The sequence below is a fragment of the Autumnicola psychrophila genome (genome assembly GCF_031846645.1).
In the GTDB taxonomy this organism is placed as follows: domain Bacteria; phylum Bacteroidota; class Bacteroidia; order Flavobacteriales; family Flavobacteriaceae; genus Autumnicola; species Autumnicola psychrophila.
The window spans coordinates 57,934-75,400 of sequence record NZ_JAVRHN010000017.1 but is presented as its reverse complement, the minus strand read 5'-3'; the positions used below and the strand labels follow the sequence as shown (position 1 = coordinate 75,400).

The following is a 17,467-nucleotide window of genomic DNA, read 5'->3' as shown; positions in this document are numbered from 1 at the left end:
GCTCTATTTAGTATTCCAAATTTTAAATTCTGAAATTCGAAATCTTTCTGCTCCAGGTCATATGCTCAAAATGACAATTATCGATAACAAAAACATGGAAAGTGGAAAGTTTCGCATATTATTCCAAATTGTAAATTCTGAAATTTGAAATCCTTCTGCTCCTGGTCTTGTGCTCAAAATGGCAATTATCGATAACGTTTCTTGTCTCTTGTTTCTTATCTCTTGTTTCTTATCTCTTGTCTCTTAAATAGAAATTCAGAATTTAAAATCTTCTTCTTCCTCCTCTGTCAGGAGGGCCACTTCCGCCGAAATTGCTCAGCTTATACGTGAAACTTAGCATTGCGTAGCGGGTAAGGATCAGGCTGCTGGTATCCTGGATATAATCATCTCCTATAACGCGACGGGTGTCGATATTCTGGTCCAATAAATCATATACTTTAACCTTCAAAGTAGCTTTGTCCTTCAGAAATTCGTATCCAAGGCTCATGTTCCAAAGCAGCGAGGTATTATCAAAACCCGGGGAAACATTTCCGAAGTAATTAAAAGAGATATCATTTCCAAAAACGACATTTTCAGGCCAGTAAGTAGTAGTCTGTAACCCAATACTGTGATTTATAAAATCCTCGTTTCTGTCAGGATTAATATCATACATTGTGTTGTTATATGTTAATTCGTAGTTGGGTTCTATGCTAAATAATTCTTCAATTTCGTAAGTTAGACGTAAACGCGGACTGATAGTATAACGTTCTGCTTCATATTTAACGGCATTTGTAAATCCTATATTTTTATTATAACTGGAGTTTAAACCCGCCTGATACCTAAAGATCCTTGCCTCCTTTTTATATTGTTTATTATAAAAAAGACCTACGTTTCCATTTATAGCACCATCAACGTTGGTATAAGTGGTCCTCCTCACAAGGTCTTCATCTACCGTTGTTACAGGAACAACATCATTATCTGTAAATCCAAGGTTCAAATAGCTGAAAATTCCACTTCGTGTAGCAAAATCAAAATTCCGATAATTAAGTCTGATATCCTGCCGGTAAGTAGGTCTTAACTCTGGATTTCCAACAACAATATTTAACGGATTGGTGCGGTCTACCACCGGTTGCAGCTGCCGGATAGAAGGTATATCTACATTGGTGTCGTAGCGAATGGAAAGGCTTTTGGATCGTTCAATTTCGTAACGAACTCCGGCTTCCAGGAACAGGTTGTTATAGGTGTTTTCAAAAGATGTTTCTTCCAGAAAATTAGTGTTATCCAGGCCGGTATGTAAGAGCCCCACTTCTGTATTTATTCTCCAGATCTCCCCTTCATAATTTAGCCCTACATTAGGAGTATGTCTCCTGCTGTTTACCTCAAAGTCACTGCTTAGAAGATCATTTAGGGTATTATAATCTCCGTCGCCATTTTCAGCTTCATAGACATACCTTTTATTTGTCGATTTTAAATAATCGAAATCATAAGAGATATCAAGAAAAAAATCGTCGACCAGAACACTACGCTTACTCACTTCAATTGAATATTCATTTTCGGTTTCATCTTCGTCTATATATTGATCCTGAATTTCCACAACTTCTTCTCCATCTTCAATAAAAATACTTTCGGAAAAGTAGAAGTTATCGTTTTTCTGCCTGCTATGATCGTTTTCAAACTCCATTTGTAAATAAGAACCGCGACTGCCAAAACGCTTTATAAAGTCTATATCATTACTGAAATCAGCACTCTCCAGTTCTTCATTATTTGAAGTGGTCGTACTGTTGATTAAGTTAAGATCCTCATCCAGTGATTCTGCTATTCGATCACGATAGGAATTTCCAAAATTAGCGTTGAACCTTGGATTAATATTAAGCCTTGTAAGGGTATCAAACTCTACCTCAAAACGAACATTTGCACGATGGCTATCATTAATAAGGTTACTGCTCTCCTCAGAATTTGTAAAAAAACGGGAATTTGGTAAAATATTTTCTCGCGCCACGATGGTTCTTCTTTCGGTATCATTTCTTCCGAAGAAATAATCTGCGCTTAATTCTTTTTCTTCTTCCCATTTGTTCACGAAATTAAAGCCAGCTGTTTCAGCTTTAGTAATTCCGCCGCCACCGCCGCCAAAAACATTTCTCCCGGCAGTACGACCCATCATTCCAAAAACTTCATCATAACTAAACCCGGAAGTGTTGATATTGTTGGAACTTGCGAGGACACTAAATCTCAGATCGTCTCTAAAATAATTCCCGATTCCGCTAAGCTCATAACGATCGTCTGTTCCTCCTCCGGCAGTCGCCCGTGCAAAATAGCCCTTGTTCTTATCTTCCTTGATGGTAATGTTTACTGTCTTATTCTCGGGATCACCCGGTTTTCCTGTAAACTCTTCGGACCTGGTTTTGGTATCGGTCACCTGAATTTTATCGATAATCTCCTTCGGAAGGTTTTTCGTTGCAATCTTGGGATCATCCCCAAAAAATTCTTCACCGTTTACGAGAATCCGCGAAACCGGCCTGCCGTTTACGGTGATATTTCCCTGGTTGTCTACCTCCACCCCGGGAAGTTTTTTCATTAACTCTTCCAGGTTTGCATCCTGACGCGTGTTGAAGGAATCGGCGTTAAATTCTAAAGTATCTTTTTTAATAGTAATAGGTGCCCTTGTAGCGGTAACCATCACCTCTTCAAGCTCGTTGTCCTGAATATTTAAAGCAATGGTGGGAAGTTCTATTTGCTCTTTGATTTCCAGCGTTTCCCTGTGGGATTGATAACCAGCAAAAGAAATATATAAGTCTGCTTTGGGCACTTCTGTATTTCCGGTAAGACGAAAATTTCCGTTTTTTTCTGAAATTGTATAGGTAACAAGACTGCTGTCTGCTGCTTTTTCCAGGTAGATAGTAGCAGATTCTAAAGGCGCGCCTTCCTCATCCACTACTTTTCCTGTGATTTCAAAATTTTGGGAAGATGCAATGCCGGTGATGAGCAGCAGCGCGAGAGTGTAATAAAGTTTCATTAAAAGGAATGATAGATGAATACAGAAGTCCGATACCTCCGTCTTCCTTTTAGACTAACGTTTTTCCTTTTAGTTTAACCACTATTACTTTTTTCTGAAATAAATAGTAATTGGCACTCCGCTAAAGTCGAATTCTTTGCGGATTTTATTTTCCAAAAATCGCTTGTAAGGATCTCTTACGTACTGCGGAAGATTACAGAAAAACGCAAACTGTGGCTGCGGAGTTGGCAACTGCATGCAAAACTTTATCTTCACATATTTGCCTTTGTAAGCTGGCGGAGGATTGTTTTCTATAATCGGAAGCATTACGTCGTTAAATTCCCGCGTCTTTAATTTTTTGCTGCGGTTTTCGAAAACCTGTACAGCAGTTTCTATAGCTTTAAAAACCCGCTGCTTGGTGAGCACAGAAATAAAAATAATTGGCACATCTATAAAAGGTTCTATTTCGCGCCTAATATTCGCTTCGTATTCCTTAAGCGTATTGGTTTCTTTATCTATTAAATCCCATTTATTCACGAGGATCACAATTCCTTTGCGGTTACGCTGTGCCAGCCAAAAAATATTCTGAACCTGACCGTCAAAACCACGCTGCGCATCCAAAACCACCAGGCAAACATCACAATTTTCAATGGCGCGTACAGATCGCATCACTGAATAAAACTCCAGGTCTTCCTTAACTTTGGCTTTCCGGCGAATACCTGCCGTATCTACTAAATTAAATTCAAAACCAAAACGATTGTATTTTGTGTCTATAGAATCTCTTGTGGTACCGGCAACATCTGTTACGATATATCGATCTTCACCAATAAGTGCATTTATAAACGAAGATTTCCCTGCATTAGGTCTTCCCACCACAGCAAAACGTGGCAATTCAGATTCTTCTTCAGCTTCAGATTCTGGCAAGGCTTCAATAAGCGCATCCAACAAATCTCCGGTTCCACTACCATTGGTACTTGCAATGGGATAATATTCACCCAGACCAAGATTATAAAATTCCACTGCGTTTGCAAGTCGTTTGTTATTGTCAACTTTATTTACTGCAAGCAAAACCGGTTTATTTACTTTTCTAAGTAAAAAAGCAACATCCTCGTCCATTGGAGTAATTCCCGATTCTACATCTACCATAAAGATAATGGCATCGGCCTCATCTATGGCAAGTTCTACCTGCTTATCAATTTCAGATTCAAAAACATCGTCACTGCCTTTAATATATCCACCGGTATCGATAAGGGAAAAATTTTGTCCATTCCAATCAGATTTTCCATAATGGCGATCGCGTGTCACTCCGCTAACGGAATCTACAATGGCCTCGCGACGCTGGATTAATCTGTTAAAAAAAGTAGATTTCCCAACATTAGGTCTTCCTACAATGGCTACTATATTACCCATACCCGGTATTCTTTTATTTTAAGTTGCAAAATTAGTGTAAATATTTGGGTTTAAACAGAAAAGTGGAACACACATATTTCTCTATATCTTCATCTTATAATTACAGATCAAGATAAAAGAGTGCTTCGCTGCAAGATGCAAGAAAAAAGTCGCTTTTAACTAAAAGCAAATTTAATCTTAGGATTTCAGGTAAAACAAACACAGCAAAGAATTCAATTAATCCTGAAATTGTTTCGTTTTAATTAATTCAGAAGAAAAAATGTAATCAAGAGAAATCAGTTCAATTTAAGCCGATGCCTTAAAATCAACAATATCGACCTTTAGTTGCCGAATTGATTAATCATTATACCCAAACCTTTTTAACTGATTACTGTCGCTACGCCAGTTTTTGTTGACTTTTACATAAAGCTCGAGATGAACCTGTTTTCCGAAGAATTTTTCGAGATCCTTCCGAGCCTCTACTCCAACTCTCTTTAACGCAGACCCCTTATGACCGATGATAATCCCTTTCTGCGTCTCACGTTCTACCATAATCACGCTACGCATCCTGATAATTTCCTCTTCCTCAAAAAACTCCTGTGTATCTATTTCTACAGAATACGGGATTTCCTTTTTGTAATGCATCAGGATTTTTTCCCTGATGATTTCGTTCACAAAAAAGCGCTCCGGCTTATCTGTAAGCGTATCTTTCGGATAAAAAGCAGGACCTTCAGGCAATAATTCTACTATACGGTTAAACACTTCAGCAACATTAAAGCCCTGTAGTGCCGAAACCGGCATAATTTCAGCATTTGGCACCTTTTCTTTCCATAACTCCACCTGTTCCTCAAGCTCTTCCTGATTGGACTTGTCAATTTTATTCAGAAGGAGTAAAACAGGAATTTCGGCATGAATAATTTTATTAAAGAAAGCCTCGTCTTTAAGCTCTCTTTCACCAATTTCGACCATATACACCAACACATCTGCATCTTCAAACGCAGATTTCACAAAATCCATCATGGACTGCTGTAATTGATAAGCGGGTTTGATGATTCCCGGTGTATCACTGAGAATCGCCTGGAAATCTTCCCCGTTCACAATTCCCAGGATCCTGTGCCTGGTGGTTTGCGCTTTAGAGGTAATAATGGAAAGCTTTTCACCTACAAAAGCATTCATAAGAGTAGACTTACCAACATTTGGATTTCCTATAATGTTTACAAAACCGGCTTTATGTGCCATAACTGAAATTTTTTACAAAGATATTTTAATTAAATCCGCTCTCCTAACTTTTTATATATTTCCGGCAGGAGATCGATAATTGTCATTTTGAAGGCACTCCTTTAAAAGCCAACGGAATACAAATCTCATAAAATAGTACCAGGAATTTTGACAAAGCTGTAAAAGTTCGCAGCTTCTTAATCAAAAGCTTTGTCGTTAAAAAAATTTAGCTAATTTTGCCCGCTCTTATGAAGCACGGAAGAAACATAACATCATCCCCTCTTACTCCGCCGTAAACAGCTCTGCCTGTACTCCATATCCTTTATTAAATTTATTTTTTAGCTGAAAGTATTCCTTTCAACTCTATTATTTTTTCAAAATTTATTTCTTATGAAACAGATTTTTAATCTTTTTGATTTTAAACAAAAAGTAGATTATAAAACAGAAATCCTGGCCGGCTTAACCGTGGCAATGACTATGATCCCAGAATCATTATCCTTCGCTATTTTAGCCGGATTTCCTCCACTAATGGGATTATATGCTTCCATTATAATGTGTTTGGTAACGGCAATTTTCGGGGGAAGACCAGGAATGATCTCTGGTGGAGCCGGCGCGACAGTTATTGTTTTAATTGCTCTAATGCAATCCAACGGCATTGAATACGTTTTGGCTGCCGTCGCTTTAGCAGGGGTAATTCAGATTATAATTGGAGTTTTTAAGCTTGGAAAATTTATACGTTTAGTACCTCATCCTGTAATGTTTGGGTTTGTTAACGGGTTAGCTATTATTATATTCATGTCTCAGTTAGACCAGTTTAAGACGGTGGTTAATGGCGATATTGTATGGCTAACGGGAACTTCTTTATATATTATGGCCGGTTTAGTGGCCTTAACCATTGCGGTTGTCGTCTTTTTACCTAAACTTACTAAAGCAGTTCCTTCTTCGCTGGTTGCCATAATAATTGTATTCCTTTTGGTTTACTTTTTCGGTATAAATACTAAAACAGTTGAAGATATCGCTTCTATAAGTGGTGGCTTCCCTCCTTTTCACATACCGAATATTCCATTGACCTGGGAAACATTTGAACTAATTGCACCTTATTCTATGATTATGGCGGCAGTTGGATTAACCGAAGGCTTGCTTACCTTAAATCTGGTAGATGAAATTACAGAAACCAAAGGTAGTGGCAACAGAGAATGTATTGCTCAGGGAGGTGCAAACATACTGAATGGATTCTTCTTCGGGATGGGTGGCTGCCCAATGATCGCTCAAACTTTAGTGAACCTCTCGGCTGGATCCAGAGCTAGATTGTCTGGTATAATTGCAGCCTTTACCATTCTTGCAATAGTGTTGATTGGAGCACCCATAATAGAACAGGTACCAATGGCAGCTCTTGTAGGAGTAATGATTATGGTGGCCATTGGAACTTTTGAATGGGCCAGTTTAAAAATATTTAATAAAGTACCTAAGAAAGATATTTTTCTGGTAATTATTGTTGCACTAATAACTGTTATTCTGCACAATCTGGCTTTAGCAGTTCTGATTGGAGTTATACTTTCGGCATTGTTCTTTGCCTGGGAAAGCGCCAAGAGAATTAGAGCTAGAAAAAGTATTGATGAAAATGGTGTTAAACACTATGAAATATATGGCCCGTTATTTTTTGCTTCTACTACTAATTTTTCAGAAAAATTTGATGTTGTAAATGATCCAGATGAGATAATAATAGATTTTAAGGATAGTCGAATTGCCGATATGTCTGCTATTGAAGCTTTAAATCAAGTCACTCAGCGTTATAGTAAAGTTGGCAAAAAAGTACATCTTAGACATTTAAGCAAGGACTGCAGAAGGTTGTTAAGCAATGCAAACGGAATTATAGAGGTTAATATTCTGGAAGATCCGAATTACAAAGTTGCTACAGATAAGTTCTAAACTTTTTCTATGGAAACAGAAGCCGGAATTTTAGGATTCCGGCTTATTTATGCTGAAAAGTTTTATATCCAAAATTACCTGCAGGGCTACAACGGTAGTGTGTTACATTGGTACAATCATGATTCACAATAAAATATCACCATTCCATTCCACATTCCTATCTTCAATCATTGTGTCGATTCCCATTTGAACTGTTATTGCAGTTTTAGCACCGGTAACTATACCTGATGCGGGTTGTTTATTATTTATAATACTATCTCTAAAGTCCATAAGTGCCTGCTTGCTGGGATTGGCATGTGCCACTTTTATAGGAATTCCTTTCCCCATTTCCCATGGAATGGTTGCTCCTGAAACCCCGTCTATTTCCTGTCTCTTTTTTTCATAATGCCCTTCAGGATAAAACCACGCTTCAGCATAATCTAAAATTATTGTCCCCTTATCGCCTATCACTTTAATCTTATAATCGTCCATGGAGTTACTGGTAAGACAGGTAAAGGTTGCCTTTACGCCTTTAGGGTAAGTGTAAATAAGGTGGATATTATCAAAGGTTTCACGCCCGTCTTCCCAGTAATCTATTCCGCCAACTCCAATAACACTTTTAGGCGTGGCATTTAAAACCCAATTTACAAAATCAATTTGGTGAGAGCAAAGTTCAGCAACGAGTCCGCCGGAATATTCACGGTACATTCGCCAGTTTATGATCCTTTCCAGTTCCGGGTCGGGCACAGGTCTGCGCCAGTTCCCATTGCGGTTCCACTGGCACTCAAAAGCGGTAATATCTCCTACTTTTCCATCTTTAATTAAATCTACTACATGCGTATATAGTCGCGAACTATGATATTGATGACCGGTTTGAAAAATTTTGTCTGAAGATTTCTTTTTATTCAGCAGATTTTCTATTCCCTTATAGTCTTTTGCCATTGTTTTTTCACAATACACATGCTTACCGGCCGCAATTGCATCTACGGCTATGGCAGAATGCGTGCTGAAGGGAGTTGCAATCAAAACCGCATCTACATCCTTATTATCCAGCAATTTTTGATAACTGGAATATCCAACAGCTCCCCTGCCTGCCCTTTTAAGGCCTTCTTTAAGCCTGAAAGGAAGAATATCACAACATGCAACTACCTGCAGGTTTTCAATTTCATTTATAAAAGGAATAAGTCCGCTGCCACGAGCTCCCGTTCCAATAACTCCAATTTTCACCTCGGCACGAGAATTCTGGAGATAATTTATATTTCCAAATGCACCTGTGGAAGTTGCCACTGCCATTGATGCCAAACTACTCTTAATTACAAAATCTCTTCTTTTCATCCAAATTTCTTAATATCATACAAAAATTCTAAATCTTAGGTTCCCACCCATTTTCATATTGTCTGCTCCAGAGTTTCATGGCATCACGATCAAATATCCGTCCTGTATTTTCATCAACATCAAAACCTTTTCCTATTCGGTATGCAATATTAGCATAATGCACCATCGCCATACTTATATTAGCATCATCTATAGGTGCGTTAAGCTTCTCCTTTCCGCGAATGGTCTCAAAGAAATTAACCATATGTTTCGTAGACATATCGCCACCACCTCCAAGAGCTGTTCCGGCTTCATTAGAAGCGGTATCTACTTCTCTTACAACCGCACCACTACGATCTGTTAGTACATATTTCCCCCTATCTATAAAAGCCGCTCCCTCACTGCCATAAATTATTGTCCCACGACCACCACCATAGGTATTGTAGCCGTTCCTGCTTTTACCATCCCATTGGATAATTTTGTCTTCGGGAAATTTAAAAGTGGCCTCCATAGTATCATACATTTCCCAGCCATCTTCAAGAAAATGTCTCTTTTTAGCTTCTACACTTGCATGATTAGGAAAACCTACCTGCAATGCCCAACGTGCCACATCTAACTCATGCGTGGCATTATTACCGGTTTCAGCAGTTCCATAATTCCATCCATACCAGTGCCAATTATAATTCCAGGTTTCCTCGGTATAGTCCCTTCTTGGAGCAGGTCCCTGCCATAATTCCCAATCCAGGCCTTCTGGTACCGGCGCTTTTTGCTGAACAGGAACTTCTCCCCTATCGTTGGTGTAGAAAGCTACGGCTTTATAGGGCCTGCCAATCGTGCCTTTATGTATTTCATTAATAATTTCTATAGTATGCCCTGAAGACCGCTGCTGGTTTCCCATTTGTACCACGCGATTATATTTTTGGGCAGCATCTACCAGTATTTCATTTTCAAACATATTATGGCTGCTGGGTTTTTCCACATAAACATGTTTTCCTGCCTTAATGGCTAAAATCGAACCCGGGGTATGCCAGTGATCGGGAGTAGCATTTATTATGACATCTATTTTGGGATCGTCTATAACTTTACGGATATCATTTTCAAGCTTTGGACTATAGGTTATTACCTTTTTAAAATTTTCCAGGGCTTTTAATCGCTGACTTTCCATTACATCACACAGATAAACAAGTTCGACGTTACTGCTCTTTTGAGCAATAGGCTCGTAATAAGCTCCCAGGCGACGACCAAGACCTGCAATACCTATTCTTATACGTTCGTTCGCTCCAATGATGCGGCGATAGCTTTTTGCTGACATGCCCATTGCAGGTCCTGCCACTGCAACCCCTACACTTCCAATGCTTGCTTTTTTTATAAAATTTCTTCTTGTTGTCATACTTAAAATTTAAAGTTGTTTAACTTTAATATTTCTGAAAGCTACCCGGTTACCGTGATCCTGCAATAGAATATGACCTTTTTCAGCCTCCCCGAAGTTTGGCCATTTATCGTATTTACTTTCAGAAACCAACTTTTTAAAATCCTCGCTTTTCCTATCATATTCCAGCACCTTTACCCCATTAAGCCAATGCTCAACATGATTACCCCTGGAAACAATACGAGCGGTATTCCATTCCCCGATGGGATTTACCGGCTTATCGGGATCTGCTTGTATAAGGTCATAAAGTGAAGCCAGAGTACGACTACCCTCATGATTTCCCAGTTTCGCATCTGGATGACGCTTATCATCCAGAATTTGGTACTCCAACCCAATCGAAGAACCCGGCCCTTTATTAAGATCGGTATCTACATAATATTTTATTCCGCTATTAGCTCCTTCAGTTATTTTAAAATCTATTTTTAATTCAAAATCACTATAAAGTTCTTTTGTCACAATATCACCGCCCGCAACCGATTCTTCTCCTCCGGAAGCTAATACAACAAGTTCACCGTTTTCAATTTCCCAACCCTGCTCCGGAAATTCATCCAATCTTGCGCCCCGCCATCCTAAAGTAGTCTTACCGTCCCAAAGGAGTTTCCAGCCATTATCTCTCTCCTTAAGAGACAATCTATTTTTGGTGTTTATTGGCTCCAATGGAGATTGCCGGGAATATTTGGAGAGGCTGTCGGTAAGAATTCTGATATCTTTCCACATCACCTCTTTTCCTTCTTGATCATTTTCACCAATACTGTGTACCTGTAGTGCAATAAAACCACTGTTGGTTTTATCATCTATTAGATAAGAGGCTGGTACATCGTTAATCCATGTTTTTATAGTATCCCCAATTGCTTCAATTCTATAGGAATTCCATTCATTCTGTTTAAAAGCCTTTCTCGCCTCAGGATTGTTTTCAAGAGTATGTAACCACCCGCGCCGAGCTTCATCATAGATGCCGGCACTGTACGCCCTTTCCGATGGATCAATTTCTACCTGATACCCATGAACCCGCCCGTCCTGATAATGAGGCAAACTGTTGCTCCTTATTTGAATACCGGAATTTATAGTAGAATCTACCCGGAAGTCCACTTCCAAAATAAAATTATCATACATCTTATTTGTAGTGAGAAAAGTATTGGGAGAGTTGTGTACTGTGGATCCCACAATAGCGTTATCCTTCACTCCATAATTTGCATCACCTCCCATTTGATTCCATCCCTCCAGGCTCTCTCCATTAAAAAGATTTTTCCAGGGTGTATCATTCTTTTTTTCGTTTTCACAACTAGTGGCAAAAAGTACAAGAGCAAAAAAAAATGCACCTCTTGTGAGAGATGTCAGGTTTATGTTCATTTGTTTATTTTTTAATTAATATTTAAACAGTTATAAATTATTCTCTTGAGTTGTCATTTACCTCAATCCAGTAGCCATCAGGATCTTGAAAATAAATTTGCTTTATACCATCCGGACGGGAATTAGTAGTTCCTGCTTCCCCCGGCCAATTCTCGAAGTGCACATCACTGGCTTTCAGGTGCTCCATAAAAGCTTCTAAATTATTCGTATTTATGGCCATGTGTACACCCTTAGTGTTTTTAATTTTATCCTTACTTTCTATAACATGCAACTGAGTTTTATCTGATAACTGGAACCATCGAATATGATCTGGAAGACCACCGTTGGGAATTTCCTTTAGACCCAGAATATGCTTATAATATTCCGCAGAAAACTCAAGGTTAGAGACCTGAATTGCATCGTGATCTTTTTTAAAGTTAAAGCTAATTTGTTTCTTTCTATTTTGTGAGCTCATGGCAATAGTGATTAAAAAACCTAAAATAAGGATTTTACATTAAAAATCAGAGTTAGTTACAAAAGCCACGAATTTCCCATCTGGAGACCAGCTTGGAACATTTATCGTTCCCTGCCCTCCGTAAATATAGGCAATCACCTTAGGTTCACCGCCACCTACTGGCATTATCCTTAACAGGCATCTTTTGTAAAAGGGATGATCTGCGGAATCTATGTCTTCCGGAAAGGAAATAAGTACCAGTTTTTCCTGGTCTGGAGAAACGTGCGGAAACCAGTCGTTGTATTTATCATCGGTAAGCTGTATTTGGTCTGTTCCATCGGCATTCATTCTCCAGATCTGCATGGTACCGGTTCGATTGGAATTGAAGTAGATATGCTCCCCATCCTTTGAGAATTCTGAGCCGTCATCTACAGTCTTAGTATTGGTTAGCTGCGTTTCATTTCCTGTCTCTACATCTACCTGGTAAATGTCGAACTGACCTTTCCTTTCGGCGGTGAACAGAATCCTATTCCCGTCGGGAGACCAGCCATGAGCGTAAGAAACGCCCACTCCGTCTTTGGTAACTTTTACAGGATTATCGCTTCCATTAACTGGCATGTAATATATAGAGGAATTTCCGTCGTCATCTGGATTGTGATGACTTATAGCAATTTTACTCTCATCAAAGCTCAATACATGGTCATTATTGTTGTTATTGGCGAAACCAGTATTCAGCATAGAAACTTTTTCAGTTTCAAGATCATATTTATAAAGCCATCCGTTAGAATTGTAGATAAGTTTACCATCACTCGTCCAGTTTGGCGCCTGAATACTGTGCCTGGAAGTCATTAACACCTTCCGTTCCCCAGATTCGACATTCATAATTTCCAAACGGCTCCCGAGGTAATCTGTATAGGGAACGAGATCTTCGGGAGCAGGATAAGTAATTCTTACATTCTTAAAAATTGCGGTTTCTACAGCGTCAGGATTATGGGCACTTATATAAATTCCTGCAAAGACTTCATTTCTTAGATCTACTTCGACCTCTACACTGGTAAAAGCTTCACCAAATTTTGCGGTAGACATGATGAACAAATTTCCTTTTCTTTCCAGCTGTATAACATCTGGTGCATTATTTCCAGAAGTAACTTCTTCTGTATCTGCGCCTTTGGTTCTTCTATATTGAAGCGATGTTAGACCGTCGCCGTGAAGCGCAGCGTTTACATGCGGAGCATCGGGAGCGAGATTATTTCGGACGATCCATCCAATTTTTCTGTGAGGATCTGCTCCTTCCCCAACAAACTCAACCCTGGCTCTAAGAATAAAATCCCCCTGGATAGCCTTCCATACATACTGAAATTCATCAGACCCAAACCACATATTTTTCCCAGAACCTGTAAGGGTATAAACCTGCTCTTCTTCATCGTATGCAACAGATCCTTCAGATTTTACATCACCTATATCCTGATGATTATCGAAAATTCCTATTTCCTGTGCCTGAGAAATATGTACAGTAAGAAGCAGGCATATAAAAATGGCTCCTGAAAATTTTAAATTCATGGTAAAGGGTTTAGTGGAAAAGTTATAGCTAAAGGTAACAAAATAAAAGAATCTAATTTTTGAAGCCACGCTTAAAGACATTTCAAAAAGCTTAGGAAATCCTTATGAACATGAAGCAGGTATTAAAATCAAATATTCTTACTTTTATAGTAAAGTCAAAATAAGTATGTCTGTAGATATAGAAAAGGAAAAAGAGTTCCGCGAAATGGTTTCTGTAGAGAACAAAGCGCTACGCATAAACTTGAATGAAAATATTTACGGAACCTTTGCTGAAATTGGTGCGGGACAGGAAACTGTAAGAAACTTTTTCAGAGCCCGAAATCCGTCTGGTACGATAGCCAAAACCCTAAGTGCATACGACAAAGATTTTAGTGATGCTATTTACGGTGTTGGCGAAAACAAAAGATATGTGACAGAAGCTCGCCTAAAAAGTATGTTAGCTTACGAAACGGGGCTTATTGAGGAACGAATTTCAAGAGCTAAACATCCCAATAAGCTCTTTTTTAGCTATGCCAATACGGTAGCCACCATAGATTTCGCCAAAAAGTACAAAGGTCATGGCTGGCTGGGAATTAGATTTCAGACTAAACCGAAAGAGGAATACAGTGAGATCATAATCCATGTTCAGTTTCATGAGAATAATGCAGCTAAACAACAAATCAGCCTCGGAATTCTAGGCGTGAATCTTATTCATGGTGCATTTTATCATCATGATGATCCTGTGGCAATTCTAAACAGCCTTTACGATCATTTAAATTCCCATAAGATTGAAATTGATATGGTGAATTTTACCGGACCGGTATTTAAAGAGGTAGACAATCGCTTAATGAGCCTGCACCTGGTAAAGACAGGAAAGACAGATGCAATTATGTTCGCACCAGATGGAAACAACGTGCTACCGGCAGATTTACTTTATAAAAAAAACATTTTAACATTACGGGGAAGTTTCAGACCTGTAACACGGGTAAACCTCAGCATGTTTCAAAAGTCCCTGGAACTATTTAAACAAGAAAGAAAAGTAGATGAAGAACGGATCCTGGGTATTTATGAAATTACTTTATTTAACCTAAGGAATGAAGGAGAAATAGACGAAAAGGATTTTCTCGACAGGGCAGATCTTCTCTGTTCTCTTGGACAAACAGTGATGATTTCAAATTTCCAGGAATATTATAAAGTGGTGGAGTATTTCTCACAATTCACCAGGGAAAGAATGGGACTTACTATGGGCGTAAATACCCTTATTGAAGTTTTTAAAGAAGATTACTATACCCACTTAAGTGGGGGAATACTGGAAGCTTTCGGAAAATTATTCTTTAAAAGCCTGAAGATTTATCTTCATCCGCAAAAAGATCCTGAAACCGGTGAGATTATTACCAGTGAAAACCTGGAGGTAGAACAAAGAACAAAAGAATTGTACAGCTTTTTTAGGGACAATGGACGCGTTGTTGACATTACCAACTATGACCCAGAGGTTCTGGATATCAATTCAAGAAAAGTTTATGACCTTATCGTTAACGGGGAGCCCGGGTGGGAAGATGCACTGGCAGAGGATACTGTAAAACTAATTAAAGAAAATAACCTCTTTCAGAAGAAAACTAAAGCGTAGACCAAAAACTTCAAATAATAAATAAAATAGGCCCGGTTTTTTAAGCCGGGCCTTGTTATTTTCAGAAAACCAACTACTTTTCATAAAGATCAGTTGGCCAGCTGTCATTAGAGAAATTAACATCAGGCAGGATTTTTTCAGGATCCAGCTCTACACTTTCAAGTGTTTTCTCTGTTTCCAGTAAATGGTTCCAGGTATCGCCACGTTGCCAGATCTCTACAGGTAGCCGAAGGTTTTCTGTAGTACCATCTGCAAACGTCAGCTTCAGTTCCACAGGCATTGGAATATCTCCTTTATTGGACACTGTAATTACATAGTTACCCTGGTGCTGCTGTACATTGTCCAGGCTTATATCTATATTTCCTGTACCGTAAAACCAGCCCTGCCAAAACCAGGAAAGGTTTTCTCCGGCCACGTTTTCTATATGGTTGAAAAAATCTTTTGGCTGTGGGTGTTTATAAGCCCAGGTTTCTATGTAGGATATAAAAGCATTATCAAAGCGCTCATGGCCAAGAATATATTCACGTAGCAGCAATAAACCAATTGCAGGTTTATAATACGCCGTCATCCCCAGGTTTCTTAAATTAGTAACATCCGGGTACGTGTCTATACCTTCACGTGTAGAACTGTTAAACCAACTTACGAGCCGCCTTGTCTGGTCAAAGTTGGATCCATATTCTCCATCGTTAAATTCCAGGCTGCTGTAGTGATTTATAAATGTGTTAAAACCTTCATCCATCCAGGCGTATCTTCTTTCATTAGTTCCAACGATCATCGGAAACCAGTTGTGTCCAAATTCGTGATCTGTAACACCCCAAAGTGACTCACCTTCTGCCTGCCATCCGCAGAAGTTTAAGCCGGGATACTCCATTCCGCCAATATCTGCAGCCACATTTACAGCTACAGGGTAAGGATATTTAAACCACTTATCTGAATAATGTTCTACAGAATATTTAGAATATTCGGTAGAACGTCCCCATGCATCCGGCCCTGCACTTTCTTTAGGGTAGGCAGATTGTGCCATGGCCTGATCGCCATCTGCAAGGTTTATTCTGGCTGCATCCCAGATAAATGCACTTGAAGATCCAAAAGCCACATCACGGGCATTTTCCATTTTAAAATGCCAGGTTAGCGTCCCTTCCTGCTTTGCACGAATCGACATGTCATTTACTTCCTCAGGCTTTACAATAAATACCGTGGTATCGCTTTTTGAAGCCACTTCCATTCTTTCACGCATGGTGGAAGATAGCACCTCACGCGGATTTTGTAATTCTCCTGAAGCAACTACAATATGATCGTAAGGAGCGGTAATTTTATAATCATAATCACCATAATCAAGGTAAAATTCCCCCGCACCCAGGTATGGCTCTATATTCCAACCTTCGATATCATCAAAAACCGCAGCTTTTGGAAACCATTGTGCCATCGCGTAAATTGTTCCATCTTCCACTTCCAAACGCCCCATTCTATCCATTCCTTCAACAGGAATATTATAACTGAAATCCATAGAAACTGTTGCCTTTCCTCCATTAGCAGGAATTGGCCGGTCAAAGAAAACCTGCATCCTGGTGTCGGTAATCAAATATTCTGAAGAGGTACTGCGTTTAACCTTTGCCTCTAAATTGCTAATTTCGTAACCTCCGTCTGTATCTCCATTGTACCTGTTCCCCTGGATTGGTGTGGTTAAGGTCCCCCGGGAATCTTCAGTAAACCGGTTTTGTTCCAGGTGCATCCAGATGAATTCCAGGTCCTGCGGACTATTATTGGTATAGGTGAGCGTTATGTTTCCAGAAATACTGTGCTCATCATCATTTAGCGTTGCTTCTATCTGATAATCGGTTTCGTTTTGCCAATATTCAGGTCCGGGATGTCCCGATGCCGCCCGATACCGGTTGCCGGTGCGATCCATAAATTCCCCAAAATCCGATTGGTTATTCTGAATTACCTCCTGTGCTCCGGAAAATGAGAAACTGAGAAACGCAAGGACCATAAATGATCTTGAAAATATCTTCATTCTTTAAATTTTTTATGAATTCAGCAAATTTAAAGATTAGCCGTGAAAAACGCTTCAATTGTTAGTAAAATTGAATCCATTCCCAATCAGCAGGTCGAAAATTGCCATTTTTGGACCTTAACTTTTTCTGAAGGACTCAAATCCTTCAGAATAACTAGGAACAGCCTTATTTCCTTCTCCAGATATCATTTTTTAAACTATCTGGCAGTAAAAAACCCAAAAAGGAGCAAAAGAAGAAAAGAATAAACTGGGTTTATCTTCAGTTATAGTGACCG

12 protein-coding genes are annotated in these 17,467 nt (G+C 39.2%); 3 read left to right on the top strand and 9 right to left on the bottom strand.

Features of this window, described 5'->3' with window-relative positions; all coding sequences use genetic code 11:
- Positions 1–262: 262 nt before the first annotated feature.
- From RM541_RS16970 to era, 3 genes are all read right to left on the bottom strand, one after another.
- On the bottom strand, positions 263–2,992 hold the full coding sequence (locus RM541_RS16970; protein WP_311501324.1) for an outer membrane beta-barrel protein: 2,730 nt from the start codon (positions 2,990–2,992) through the stop codon (positions 263–265).
- Positions 2,993–3,076: 84 nt separating this feature from the next.
- Positions 3,077–4,381, bottom strand: a complete 1,305-nt coding sequence (der, locus tag RM541_RS16965) for a ribosome biogenesis GTPase Der (RefSeq protein ID WP_311501323.1) — start codon at positions 4,379–4,381, stop codon at positions 3,077–3,079.
- A 336-nt stretch (positions 4,382–4,717) separates the two neighbouring features.
- Positions 4,718–5,599 carry a GTPase Era gene (gene era / locus RM541_RS16960; protein ID WP_311501322.1) on the bottom strand — a complete coding sequence of 294 codons (882 nt, stop codon included), beginning with the start codon at positions 5,597–5,599 and terminating at the stop codon, positions 4,718–4,720.
- Positions 5,600–5,968: 369 nt separating this feature from the next.
- Here era and RM541_RS16955 point away from each other — a divergent pair, with 369 nt between their 5' ends.
- Both RM541_RS16955 and RM541_RS16950 read left to right on the top strand, forming a co-directional pair.
- Positions 5,969–7,507, top strand: coding sequence for a SulP family inorganic anion transporter (locus RM541_RS16955; protein WP_311501321.1), 1,539 nt, complete (start codon positions 5,969–5,971; stop codon positions 7,505–7,507).
- 9 nt (positions 7,508–7,516) lie between these two features.
- Positions 7,517–7,639 carry a hypothetical protein gene (locus RM541_RS16950; protein WP_311501320.1) on the top strand — a complete coding sequence of 41 codons (123 nt, stop codon included), beginning with the start codon at positions 7,517–7,519 and terminating at the stop codon, positions 7,637–7,639.
- Here RM541_RS16950 and RM541_RS16945 read toward each other — a convergent pair.
- Genes RM541_RS16945 through RM541_RS16925 form a run of 5 tightly spaced genes read right to left on the bottom strand, consistent with a single transcriptional unit; the run spans position 7,631 to position 13,572 of the window.
- A complete protein-coding gene (locus tag RM541_RS16945; protein ID WP_311501319.1) occupies positions 7,631–8,821 on the bottom strand; it encodes a Gfo/Idh/MocA family protein in 1,191 nt (396 codons plus the stop codon). The two genes, RM541_RS16950 and RM541_RS16945, sit on opposite strands and share 9 nt — an antisense overlap.
- A 28-nt stretch (positions 8,822–8,849) precedes the next feature.
- A complete protein-coding gene (locus RM541_RS16940) occupies positions 8,850–10,190 on the bottom strand; it encodes a Gfo/Idh/MocA family protein (RefSeq protein ID WP_311501318.1) in 1,341 nt (446 codons plus the stop codon).
- Between the two features lie 9 nt (positions 10,191–10,199).
- Positions 10,200–11,579: a 3-keto-disaccharide hydrolase gene (locus RM541_RS16935; RefSeq protein ID WP_311501317.1), complete on the bottom strand. Its 1,380-nt coding sequence runs from the start codon at positions 11,577–11,579 to the stop codon at positions 10,200–10,202.
- Between the two features lie 37 nt (positions 11,580–11,616).
- Entirely contained in the window at positions 11,617–12,033 is a 417-nt protein-coding gene (locus RM541_RS16930) for a VOC family protein (protein WP_311501316.1), read from the bottom strand.
- A 39-nt stretch (positions 12,034–12,072) separates the two neighbouring features.
- Positions 12,073–13,572, bottom strand: a complete 1,500-nt coding sequence (locus tag RM541_RS16925) for a TolB family protein (RefSeq protein ID WP_311501315.1) — start codon at positions 13,570–13,572, stop codon at positions 12,073–12,075.
- Between the two features lie 166 nt (positions 13,573–13,738).
- On the opposite strand from RM541_RS16925, the gene RM541_RS16920 reads away from it, so the two are divergent.
- Positions 13,739–15,178, top strand: a complete 1,440-nt coding sequence (locus RM541_RS16920; RefSeq protein ID WP_311501314.1) for a TonB-dependent receptor — start codon at positions 13,739–13,741, stop codon at positions 15,176–15,178.
- Positions 15,179–15,251: 73 nt separating this feature from the next.
- On the opposite strand, the gene RM541_RS16915 is transcribed toward RM541_RS16920, so the two are convergent.
- Positions 15,252–17,192: a M1 family metallopeptidase gene (locus tag RM541_RS16915; RefSeq protein WP_311501313.1), complete on the bottom strand. Its 1,941-nt coding sequence runs from the start codon at positions 17,190–17,192 to the stop codon at positions 15,252–15,254.
- Positions 17,193–17,467 lie beyond the last annotated feature (275 nt).